Annotated in this window: 7 protein-coding genes and 1 pseudogene; 7 read left to right on the top strand and 1 reads right to left on the bottom strand. The window is 73.4% G+C overall.

Annotated elements, in window-relative coordinates:
- From DZF91_RS40715 to DZF91_RS34225, 7 genes and pseudogenes are all read left to right on the top strand, one after another.
- Positions 1-758: pseudogene (locus DZF91_RS40715) on the top strand (hypothetical protein); the annotation flags it as partial.
- A 312-nt stretch (positions 759-1,070) separates the two neighbouring features.
- Complete coding sequence (gene gltB / locus DZF91_RS34250; RefSeq protein ID WP_117361187.1) at positions 1,071-5,627, top strand: glutamate synthase large subunit; 4,557 nt, start codon at positions 1,071-1,073, stop codon at positions 5,625-5,627.
- Between the two features lie 16 nt (positions 5,628-5,643).
- Entirely contained in the window at positions 5,644-7,107 is a 1,464-nt protein-coding gene (locus tag DZF91_RS34245) for a glutamate synthase subunit beta (protein ID WP_117361186.1), read from the top strand.
- A 480-nt stretch (positions 7,108-7,587) separates the two neighbouring features.
- Positions 7,588-8,691: an alpha/beta hydrolase gene (locus DZF91_RS34240; protein WP_117361185.1), complete on the top strand. Its 1,104-nt coding sequence runs from the start codon at positions 7,588-7,590 to the stop codon at positions 8,689-8,691.
- A gap of 382 nt (positions 8,692-9,073) precedes the next feature.
- Entirely contained in the window at positions 9,074-9,580 is a 507-nt protein-coding gene (locus DZF91_RS34235; protein WP_117361183.1) for a mycothiol transferase, read from the top strand.
- A 196-nt stretch (positions 9,581-9,776) separates the two neighbouring features.
- Positions 9,777-10,139, top strand: a complete 363-nt coding sequence (locus DZF91_RS34230; RefSeq protein ID WP_199487090.1) for a VOC family protein — start codon at positions 9,777-9,779, stop codon at positions 10,137-10,139.
- Positions 10,140-10,183: 44 nt separating this feature from the next.
- Positions 10,184-10,540: an MmcQ/YjbR family DNA-binding protein gene (locus tag DZF91_RS34225; protein WP_117361182.1), complete on the top strand. Its 357-nt coding sequence runs from the start codon at positions 10,184-10,186 to the stop codon at positions 10,538-10,540.
- Positions 10,541-10,579: 39 nt separating this feature from the next.
- On the opposite strand, the gene DZF91_RS34220 is transcribed toward DZF91_RS34225, so the two are convergent.
- A partial coding sequence (locus DZF91_RS34220) for a beta-propeller fold lactonase family protein (protein WP_117361181.1) occupies positions 10,580-11,701 on the bottom strand: 1,122 nt, incomplete at its 5' end.

Genomic DNA, 11,701 nt, shown 5'->3' with positions numbered 1-11,701 from the left:
GCCGGCGCGGCCCCGGCGCGCGGACCTACTTCGGGTGGGCGGCCGGGCTCGCGCTGCTGCTGGCGGTCGGGGTCACGGCGCTGGTCGTCGGGACGCGCGACGGCCGTCCCGCGAGCGACCGGCGCGGCGGTTCGTCAGGGGCGGCGGCGCCCGCCGGGGTGACGCCCTCGACGTACTCCAGCTCGCCGTCCGGCCGCGCCTACGCGGGGATCGAGAAGCGCGCCACGGACGCGGCGCCCCTGACGGAGGCGGAGGCGTTCCCGTCGGACGCCTCGACCGTCCAGGTGTCCCGGAAGGCGCGGCTGACCCTGCGCGGCAAGGAGCTGGGCGGCGACTGCTCGGCGGCCGTCTGGGGCACCGAGACCGCCAGGTCGCTGCGCCGCGCGGGATGCACCCAGGTCGCGCGCACGCTGTACGCGGATACCTCGCACGGCTATGCCCTGTCGGTGACGGTGTTCAACCTGGTGGACACACCCTCGGCGAACGCCGTGGTGGACGGACTGGGGCAGAACGGCGGCGGCGGGTTCGTCCGGCCGCTGTCCTCCGGCGCCGGGGACGCGCTCGCCACGTTCGGGCAGAAGGGCTACGGCGCGGCGCGCGGCGTCGCCATGGGCCACTACGCCGTGGTGGCCTGGGCGCAGCGCCTCACGGGCAGCGGAGACGCCGCGAGCGCCGCCAAGGACGAGACGCTGCTGTCCGTCCTGATCGAGGGGCAGAAGCCCCCGGCCGTCCTGGACCGCGCCGCCCGCTCCCACTGACGCCCGCTTCCGTGCGGCGCCCGCTCCCGCCGGGCGTTGATCACATCCGCATGTTTCAAACGTCCGGACCCCGGTGATGATGCTCACCGAGGTCAGGGCGTTTTCGCGGGGTCACCGGCCACTAGAGTGGTCTAAACCACGCGGAGATCACAGAGATCGACGAAGATCAACAGACCCGGACACGTTTCGCGACTTGGTCGCTTCGGGCATGATCCCGGCAGTGATGTAGTCTCATCGCACCGCAGCAGGGCCAACGCCGTCCCGTGCCTGCACTGACACCAGCCAGTGACACGACGACGACGGGAGGGTTCGATGGCCGCTGCTGCCCTCACACCGGGCCTGCCACAGAACCAGGGCCTCTACGACCGGGGGAACGAGCACGACGCCTGCGGCGTCGGCATGGTGGCCGATCTCAACGGTCGCAAGAGCCACGACATCGTCAGCAACGCCCTAACCGTCCTGCGCAACCTGGACCACCGCGGCGCGGTGGGCGCCGAGCCCGACGACGGCGACGGCGTGGGCATCCTCGTCCAGATCCCCGACGCGTTCTTCCGCGCGGTGTGCGGCTTCGAGCTGCCCGCGGCGGGCTCCTACGCGGCCGGCCTGGCGTTCCTGCCGCGGGAGGACGCCGAGCGCGCCGCGGCGGTCGAGCGGATCGAGACGCTGTGCGTGGAGGAGGGCCTGACCGTCCTCGGCTGGCGCGAGCTGCCGCACGACGCGTCCCACTGCGGCCCGGCCGCGCGCCGCGTCATGCCGCACTTCGCGCAGCTGTTCCTGACGGCCGCCGCGCACGGCCCGCACGCGGGCAAGACCGGCATCGAGCTCGACCGGGCCGTGTTCTGCATGCGCGAGCGCGCCGAGCAGGACGCCCCGGTGTACTTCCCGAGCCTGTCCAGCCGGACGATCGTCTACAAGGGCATGCTCACCACGCCGCAGCTGGAGCCGTTCTTCCCCGACCTGTCGGACGAGCGGTTCGCGTCGGCGATCGCCCTGGTGCACAGCCGGTTCTCCACCAACACCTTCCCGGCGTGGGAGCTGGCCCACCCGTACCGGTTCATCGCGCACAACGGCGAGATCAACACCGTCCGCGGCAACCGGAACTGGATGCGCGCCCGCGAGGCGCTGCTGAAGTCGGACCTGATCCCCGGCGACCTGTCCCGGATCTACCCGGTGATCGACATCGAGGCGTCCGACACCGCGTCCTTCGACGAGTGCCTGGAACTGCTGCACCTGGGCGGGCGCAGCCTGCCGCACGCGGTGCTGATGATGATCCCGGAGGCCTGGGAGAACCACACCGAGATGGACCCGGCGCGGCGCGCCTTCTACGAGTTCCACTCCACCCTGATGGAGGCGTGGGACGGCCCGGCGTCGGTGACCTTCACCGACGGCACGGTCGTCGGAGCGGTGCTGGACCGCAACGGGCTGCGCCCCGGCCGGTACTGGGTGACCGACGAGGGCTTCGTGGTGCTGGCGTCCGAGGCGGGCGTGCTGGACATCCCGTCCGACCGGGTCGTCCGCAAGGGCCGGCTGCAGCCCGGCAAGATCTTCCTGGTCGACACCGAGGCCGGCCGGATCGTCGAGGACGACGAGGTCAAGGCCGAGCTCGCCGCGCAGCACCCGTACGGGGAGTGGCTGCACGAGGGCCTGGTCCGGTTCGAGGAGCTGCCGCGCCGCGAGCGCGAGATCCCGACCCACGAGACCCTGGTCAAGCGGCAGCAGACCTTCGGCTACACCAACGAGGAGCTGAAGGTCATCCTGTCGCCGATGGCCCGGACCGGCGCCGAGCCGATCGGGTCGATGGGCACCGACACCCCGATCGCGGTGCTGTCGGACCGGCCGCGGCTGCTGTTCGACTACTTCAAGCAGCTGTTCGCGCAGGTCACCAACCCGCCGCTGGACGCCATCCGCGAGGAGCTGGTGACCAGCCTGCAGTCCACCCTCGGCCCCGAGGGCAACCTGCTGGAGCCCGGCCCGGACTCGTGCCGCCGGCTGGTGCTGCCCACCCCGATCCTGGACAACGACGAGCTCTCCAAGATCATCCACATCAACGACGAGGGCTCCCTGCCGCACCTGCAGGCCCACGTCGTGCACGGCCTGTACGACGTGGCCGGCGGCGGCGCGGCGCTGCGGGCGCGGATCGAGGAGATCTGCGCCGAGGTGTCGCTGGCGATCCAGGGCGGCGCGCGGATCATCGTGCTGTCCGACCGGGGCAGCGACTCGGCCCGCGCCGCGATCCCGTCGCTGCTGCTCACCGGCGCCGTCCACCACCACCTGATCCGGGAGAAGACCCGGACCCGCGTCGGCCTGGTCGTGGAGACCGCCGAGGCCCGCGAGTGCCACCACATGGCGCTGCTCATCGGGTACGGCGCGTCCGCGGTGAACCCCTACCTCGCGCAGGAGACCGTCGAGGACCTGGTCCGCGCCGGCGGCATCGACGGCGTGGACGAGGCCCGGGCCGTCCGCAACCTGGTCAAGGCGTACGGCAAGGGCGTCCTGAAGGTCATGTCCAAGATGGGCGTGTCCACGGTCGCGTCCTACACCGGCGCGCAGATCTTCGAGGCGATCGGCCTCGGCGCCGAGGTCGTGGACCGCGCGTTCACCGGCACCACCTCCCGGCTCGGCGGCGTCGGCTTCGACGTCCTGGCCGACGAGGTCGCGCGGCGGCACGCCCGCGCCTACCCGGCCGGCGGCAACGAGCCCGCGCACCGCTCGCTGGAGGTCGGCGGCGAGTACCAGTGGCGGCGCGAGGGCGAGCCGCACCTGTTCAACCCCGAGACCGTGTTCAAGCTCCAGCACGCCACCCGCACCCGCCGCTACGAGATCTTCAAGGAGTACACCTCCAGGGTCGACGAGCAGGCCGAAAAGCTGATGACGCTGCGCGGGCTGTTCCGGCTGAAGGAGGGCGTCCGGCCGCCGGTCCCGATCGAGGAGGTCGAGCCGGTCTCGGAGATCGTCAAGCGGTTCTCCACCGGCGCGATGTCCTACGGGTCGATCTCCGCCGAGGCGCACGAGACCCTCGCGATCGCCATGAACCGGCTGGGCGCCAAGTCCAACACCGGCGAGGGCGGCGAGGACCCGCGGCGGTTCGCCCCCGACGTCAACGGCGACCTGCGGCGCAGCGCCATCAAGCAGGTCGCGTCCGGACGGTTCGGCGTGACCAGCGAGTACCTCGCCAACGCCGACGACATCCAGATCAAGATGGCGCAGGGCGCCAAGCCCGGCGAGGGCGGCCAGCTGCCCGGCCACAAGGTCTACCCGTGGATCGCCAAGACCCGGCACTCCACCCCCGGCGTCGGCCTCATCTCGCCGCCGCCGCACCACGACATCTACTCGATCGAGGACCTGGCCCAGCTCATCCACGACCTGAAGAACGCCAACCCGGCCGCCCGGGTGCACGTGAAGCTGGTCGCGGAGGTCGGCGTCGGGACGGTCGCCGCGGGCGTGTCCAAGGCCCACGCGGACGTCGTGCTGATCTCCGGCCACGACGGCGGCACCGGCGCGTCCCCGCTCACCTCGCTGAAGCACGCGGGCGCGCCCTGGGAGCTCGGCCTCGCCGAGACCCAGCAGACGCTGCTGCTCAACGGCCTGCGCGACCGCATCGTCGTGCAGACCGACGGCCAGCTCAAGACCGGCCGCGACGTCATCGTCGCCGCGCTCCTCGGCGCCGAGGAGTTCGGCTTCGCGACCGCGCCGCTGGTGGTGTCGGGCTGCGTGATGATGCGCGTCTGCCACCTGGACACCTGCCCCGTCGGCGTCGCCACCCAGAACCCGGTGCTGCGGGAGCGGTTCACCGGCCGGCCCGAGTTCGTCGTCAACTTCTTCGAGTTCATCGCCGAGGAGGTCCGCGAGTACCTGGCCGCGCTCGGCTTCCGCACGCTGGACGAGGCGGTCGGGCACGTCGAGATGATCGACGCGCGCGACGCCGTCGAGCACTGGAAGGCGTCCGGGCTGGACCTGGCGCCCGTGCTGCACCGGCCCGAGCTGCCCGCCGGGACGTCCCTGCGGCGCACCACCACCCAGGACCACGGGCTCGACAAGGCCCTGGACAACACGCTGATCCAGCTCGCCGAGGGCGCGATCTCCTATGGCGACAAGGTGACGCTCGAACTGCCGATCCGCAACGTCAACCGGAGCGTCGGCACGATGCTCGGCCACGCCGTCACCCGCAAGTGGGGCGGGGCCGGACTCGCCGACGACACCATCGACGTCACCTTCACCGGCTCGGCGGGCAACTCGTTCGGCGCGTTCGTGCCGCGCGGGATCACCCTGCGGCTGGTCGGCGACGCCAACGACTACGTCGGCAAGGGACTGTCCGGCGGCCGGATCACGCTGCGTCCCCCGGCGGACGCGCCGTTCGACCCGTCCGGGCAGATCATCGGCGGCAACGTCATCCTGTACGGCGCGACCTCGGGCGAGCTGTTCGCGGCGGGCGTCGTCGGCGAGCGGTTCTGCGTCCGCAACTCCGGCGCCACGGCCGTCGTCGAGGGCGTCGGCGACCACGCGCTGGAGTACATGACCGGCGGGCGCGCCGTCATCCTCGGCCGCACCGGCCGCAACCTCGCGGCGGGCATGTCCGGCGGCATCGCCTACGTGCTCGACCTGGTACCCGAGCGGGTCAACCCGGAGATGGTCGACCTGGAGGCGCTCACCCCGCAGGACGCCGAGTTCGTCCGCGGCCTGGTCGAGCGGCACCGCGCCGAGACCGGATCGGGGACCGCGGCGGCGCTGCTCGCCGACTGGGACGCGTCCGCCGCGCGCTTCACCAAGATCATGCCGCGGGACTACCGGCGGGTGCTGGACGCGGCCGAGGCCGCCCGCGCCGAGGGCCGCGACGTCGACGAGGCCATCATGGCCGCCGCGCAGAGCTGAGAGGGGGACTTCCGACATGGCTGACCCGAAGGGTTTCCTGACCGCGGGGCGGGAGCTCCCGCAGCGCCGCCCGGTGGACGTGCGCATCAAGTCCTGGACCGAGGTGTACCAGGACTTCGCCCGGCCCAAGGTCGAACGGCAGGCGAGCCGCTGCATGGACTGCGGCATCCCGTTCTGCCACCAGGGCTGCCCGCTCGGCAACCTCATCCCCGAGTGGAACGACCTGGTCTACCGGGGCGACTGGCAGGACGCGATCGAGCGGCTGCACGCGACCAACAACTTCCCCGAGTTCACCGGGCGGCTCTGCCCCGCCCCGTGCGAGAGCGCCTGCGTCCTCGGCATCAACCAGGACCCGGTGGCCATCAAGCGGGTCGAGGTGGAGATCATCGACCGGGCGTGGGACGAGGGCTGGGTCCGGCCGCGGCCCCCGGCCGTCCGGACCGGGAAGAGGGTCGCGGTCGTCGGTTCCGGCCCCGCCGGGCTCGCCGCCGCGCAGCAGCTCACCCGCGCCGGGCACGACGTCACCGTCTACGAGCGCGCCGACCGCGTCGGCGGCCTGCTCCGCTACGGCATCCCCGAGTTCAAGATGGAGAAGCGCCACCTGGACCGGCGCGTCGAGCAGATGCGCGCGGAGGGCACCACCTTCCGGACCTCGGTGAACGCGGGCGTGGACATCACGGCCGACGAGCTGCGCGAACGGCACGACGCGGTGCTGCTCGCCGGCGGCGCCACCGCCTGGCGGGACCTGCCCGTCCCCGGCCGCGACCTGCGCGGCGTGTACCAGGCGATGGAGTACCTGCCCCCGGCGAACAAGGTGCAGGAGGGCGACTTCCCCGAGTCGCCCGTCTCCGCCGCGGGCAAGCACGTCGTCGTCATCGGCGGGGGCGACACCGGCGCGGACTGCGTCGGCACGGCCATCCGGCAGGGCGCGGCGTCGGTGACCCAGCTGGAGATCATGCCGATGCCGCCGCGGGCGCGGCCCGACCACCAGCCGTGGCCGACCTACCCGATGCTGTTCAAGATGGAGAGCGCGCACGAGGAGCTGCGCGACCTCGGCGGCGAGCGGCTCTACGCCATCAACACCGTGGCGTTCCTCGGCGACGAGGACGGCGACCTGCGCGCGCTCGAGGTCGTCGGCGTCGAGGGCCCCGAGACCGGGTTCCGGCCGATCCCGGGCACCGAGCGGGAGATCCCGGCGCAGCTGGTCACCCTCGCGATGGGCTTCCTCGGCCCCGAGCGCGACGGCCTGCTCGCCCAGCTCGGCGTCGAGCTGGACCAGCGCGGCAACGTCCGCCGCGACGCCGACTACGCCACCAGCGTGGACAAGGTGTTCGCCGCGGGCGACATGGGCCGGGGCCAGTCCCTCATCGTGTGGGCCATCGCCGAGGGCCGCGCCGCCGCGCACGGCATCGACCGGTTCCTCACGGGCCAGACCGCGCTGCCGTACCCGATCCCGCCGACCGCCCGGCCGATCGCCTGACCCGATCGCCTGATCGGCTTTTCGGCCCGCTGAACGGCCGGTCGCCCTCCGGGGGCGGCCGGCCGTTCAGCCGTTCAGCCGTTCAGCCGTTCAGCCGTTCTGCCGTGCGGCGGGCCGGTGGGTTAAATCTGGGAGTCTTCCGCGCGGTCTCTGAAAGCTCGCTGAGCGTGTACCGAACGGTGACCGAACGTCGAGAAGGCCGTGCCCGGGACGCGCGGTGCGGCGCGCCGGACGCCGTCGGGGCGACGTCCGGACGCCGCGGAGCCGCGTTTCCCAAGGTTAGCGGCAGGTGAAAAAAGGGATATCGCGCACCGGACCGGCCTTCTCCGCCTTTCTCCCGGCTTATAGTTGATCAGCTGCTCCGGGTATCAACGGACCGACGACGGTCGCCCGACCGCTCCCCGACGTCCGCCGGGCGGCTGCTTGAGCGAACCGCGGGCTCTCGGGCGTGGACCCGCGACACGGGGGTTTGCGCGAACGATGGGTCCACACAGCACCTGGACGCTGCTGGCGTCGGTGTTCCTGGCCGTCCTGGCCTTCGCCGGCTGCCTGGCCGCCTGGAACCGGGTGCCGGGACCGGCGGCGCTGCGGCTCGCCGGCCGGGCCGTGCTGATCGTGCTGTGCCAGGTCACCGCGCTCGCGCTGGTCGGCCTGCTGATCAACAACGCGCGCGGGTTCTACGGGACGTGGGCCGAGGTGTCGGCCGACTTCTTCGGCACCAGCTTCAACGACGGCGGCGGCACGCAGACCACCGTCGGCGGCGTGGAGGGCCACCGCCGCGGCGGCCCCGTCGGCCCCGGGCCGCTCACCCAGAAGCGCTTCAGGACCGACACGGGACGCAAGAGCCTGGAGGCCAGGTTCACCGGCCCCGCCTCGCACGTCACCGGCCGCGTCGTCGTCTACCTCCCGCCGGACTACCGGCGCGACACCCACACGTCCTACCCGGTCGTCCAGCTCTTCGGCGGCACCCCCGGCGAGCCCACCACCTGGTACGGCGACCTCGACGCCGGCAACCTGGCCGACCGGCTGATCCGGGCCCGCAGGACCAAGCCGTTCATCCTGGTGTCGGCGTCCATCAACGTCGCGGGCGGCAAGCCGAACGAGTGCACCGACATCCCCGGCCAGGTCCCCGTCGCGACCTGGCTCACCCGGGACGTCCGCGACTTCATGTACCAGAACTTCCGCGTCCGGACCGACGCCGCGTCCTGGGCCGCCATGGGCTACTCCGAGGGCGCCTACTGCGCCGTGAAGCTCGCCCTCCAGCACCCGAACCTGTACCGGACGGGCGTCGGCATCGCCGGGACCTACGAGTCCACCGACGCCGCGATCCGGCGCGACCCGAGGCTGCTGCGCGAGAACGCGCCCTACGACCTGCTGAAACGCGCCCCGGCGGTGCGGCTGCTGCTCGCCACCGGCGGCCGGGACCCCGAGGCGCCGCCCGCCGAGATCGACCGGTTCATGACGCACGTCCGCGCGCCCGTGAAGGCCACCAAGTACACGACCAGGCTCGGCGAGCACGGCACCGTCGTGTGGCGCAACATGCTCCCGTTCATCTTCGGCTGGCTCGACCACCAGGTCCCCTGACCTGCCGGTCATTCGAGCGGGCCCTTGTGCCGGGGGCCGGTTTCGGATAATTTCCGGGCGCCGGACCGGCGTCGTCCGCCGAGACCGCGCGGCCCGTCCTGCCCGTCCTGCCCTTCCTCTCGTCCGCCGCGCACGGCCGCCGTTCCGTCCGCCGGGACGGGGCCGCCCGGCGCGCGAGGTCACCCGTCCCGTCCGCCGGGACCGCGGGCCCGGTCACCCACCGCTGGGGTGGCCGGGCCCACCCCGTCACGTCGCGGGCGTCCCCTGCCCGCCGATGTGCGCCTCCGTCGCCGGTCAAGGGCCGGGAACGTTCTGACGTGCGCGGACGGGACGGCCGGGGGCGCGCCCGAGGAATGTCGGAGGGGCGGGTTAGAGTCGCGGGATGAACGTCAACGACCTGTTCGGCGAACTCTACGGGCGCATCCCGCCGCTCGTCCGCGAGGCGGTGGAGGGGCTCGACCAGACGGCGCTCGCGACCCCGCCCGACCCGGGGGCGAACACGATCGGCTGGCTGGTGTGGCACCTGACGCGCGTCCAGGACGCCCACCTCGCCGAGATCCTGGACGAGGACCAGATCTGGACGTCCGGCGACCTCGCGGCCCGGTTCGGCCTGCCGTCCGACCCCGGATTCACCGGCTACGGGCACACCCCCGACGAGGTCGCGCGGGTCCGGCCCACGGCCGACGTGCTCGTGGAGTACTACGACGCCGTCCACGCCCGCACGGCGAAGTTCCTCGCGGGGCTCTCCCCGGACGACCTCGACCGCGTCGTGGACGAGCGCTGGGACCCGCCGGTCACCCTCGGCGTCCGGCTCGTGAGCGTCGCCGACGACAGCCTCCAGCACGTGGGGCAGGCGGCCTACGTCCGCGGCCTGCTCGAACGCCGCTGACCACCCCGCTGACCACCCCGCTGACCACACCGCCACCCGGCCCGACGTCCCCGACCGCGTCGTGGACGGGCGCCGGGACCCGCCGCGCCCCGCAGCGGTCCACGCCGGGCCCGTAGGGGACCGCGCTGACCAGGCCGCGCGGCGGCCGAACCGTCGCGGGCCGGCCGCCGCACAACCTGACAGTGGAGAACCGCTCGTGACCGTCGGCATGCTGGGCCTGCGCACCGTCGTCTACCCCGCCCCGGACCTGGCCGCCGCCAAACTCTGGTGGACCGCCGTGCTCGGCATCGAGCCCTACTTCGATGAGCCGTTCTACGTCGGCTACGAGGTCGGCGGCTACGAGCTCGCGCTCGATCCCGACGGCGACCCGGCGGACGGCCCGATCGTGTACTGGGGCGTCGAGGACGCCGCCGCCGCCGAGGCGCGGCTCGTCGAGGCGGGCGCGGAGCCGCACACCCCGTGCCGCGAGGTCGGCGGCGGCATCGAGGTCGCGGTCGTGCGCAACCCGGTCGGCGACCTGGTCGGCGTGATCCGCAACCCCCACTTCGAGATTCCCTGACCCCGCCCGACCCGCGGGCCGGAGACCAGGAAGGTGAGCTTCCGATGAAGCCCGACGACGTCACCGAGCACTGCCTCGGACTCCCCGGGGCGGCCGAGGACTTCCCGTTCGGCGACCAGCCCGCGGTCTACCGCGTCGGCGGCAAGATCTTCGCGCTGCTCGCCGAGCACGCCGACCCGCCCAGCGTCAGCCTGAAACTGCCGCCGGACGAGGTCGTCGCGCTCCGCGCCGAGTTCCCGGACACCGTCCGGCCCGGCTACCACCTCAACAAGCGGCACTGGGTCACCGTCCTGCTGGACGGCGGCCTGGACACCGGCATGGTCCGCGAACTGCTCGACCAGTCCTACGACGTGGTCGTCGCGACCCTGCCGCGCCGGCTGCGCCCCACGCCGCGCGACTGACGCCCCGCCCCGCCGCCGACCCGGGGCGGGGGAGGCCGGTCACAGGTTCGGGCCGAAGGCGATGGACTGCGGCGCGGCGTCGATCGGCTTGGTGCCGGCGCCGCCCACGACCGTCGCCGTCACCTGGTCCGTGGCCGGATCGATCACGGAGACGCTGCCGGAGAGCACGTTCCCGACCCACACCTCCCGGCCGTCCGGGGTGAACGCGACCGGCGCGGGCAGCCGCCCCACCCGCACCTCTCCGGTGACCTTGCGGGCGGCGAGGTCCAGCACCGCGACCGAGCCCGCGTTCATCCGCGCCACGTACGCCTTGCGGCCGTCCGGCGCCACCGCCACCCCCCACGGCTGGTCGGGCGTGGCGATCTTCGCGGTGACCCGGCCGGACGCGGCGTCCACCAGCCACGTCCGGCCGCCGCGCGGATCGGTGACCAGGAGCCGCCCGCCGTCAGGGGTGACCGCGACGCCCTGCGCGGCGGGCGCGGCCCCGATCTTCCGGACGACCTTGCCGGACGCGGTGTCGATCACGCCGACCCCGCCCGCGAACGTGACGTACGCGCGGCGCCCGTCGCGGGAGAAGGCGATCTGGCGCGGCGCGGTCCCCACCCGGATCGTCCGGGTGACCCGGTCGGTGCCGGTGTCGATGACCTTCACCTCGTCCGAGCCGCCCGGGCCGGTGTCCCCGCCGGTCACCGCCGCGTACACCGAGCGCCCGCCGGGCGCGACCGCCACCGCCTGCGGGTACGGCCCCACGGGGATCTTCCGCGCCCTGCCGGACGCCACGTCCACCACCGCCACGTCGTACTGCCCGGTGTCGGCGACATAGACCTTCCGGCCGTCCGGCGTCACCGCGACGCCGCGCGCCGCGTCCGTCCGGATCCTCGTCGCGACGACCGCGTGCGTCGCGACGTCCACCTGCGCGATCCGGCCCTGCGACGACAGCGCCACGAACCCCTGGAGCGCGCCCGGCTCGTTCCGCAGCCGTTTCTGCGCGCCGGGCTCGGGCGTCCAGGCGTCCGGGTTCGGCGGGGTGTTCGCCGGATGCGGCGGCGGGGGCGTCGGCCGGTCCACCAGGCCCAGCGCGCCCGCCGCCGGCCACGCCGCGCCCGCCAGGGCCAGCAGGCCCGCCGCGAGCCCGGCCCGCCGATCGATCCTGAGCGGCAT

This window comes from Actinomadura logoneensis (genome assembly GCF_003428695.1).
Classification (GTDB): Bacteria; Actinomycetota; Actinomycetes; order Streptosporangiales; family Streptosporangiaceae; genus Spirillospora; species Spirillospora logoneensis.
Note: the sequence above shows the minus strand (reverse complement) of the source record. Positions and strands in the feature narration are given on the sequence as shown.

Bases quoted from the DNA above. Each gene is read 5' to 3' on its own strand.
- DZF91_RS34225 (WP_117361182.1), top strand. From the start codon at position 10,184: ATGAAGCCCGACGACGTCACCGAGCACTGCCTCGGACTCCCCGGGGCG.
- DZF91_RS34245 (WP_117361186.1), top strand. From the start codon at position 5,644: ATGGCTGACCCGAAGGGTTTCCTGACCGCGGGGCGGGAGCTCCCGCAG.
- gltB (WP_117361187.1), top strand. From the start codon at position 1,071: ATGGCCGCTGCTGCCCTCACACCGGGCCTGCCACAGAACCAGGGCCTC.
- DZF91_RS34240 (WP_117361185.1), top strand. From the start codon at position 7,588: ATGGGTCCACACAGCACCTGGACGCTGCTGGCGTCGGTGTTCCTGGCC.
- DZF91_RS34235 (WP_117361183.1), top strand. From the start codon at position 9,074: ATGAACGTCAACGACCTGTTCGGCGAACTCTACGGGCGCATCCCGCCG.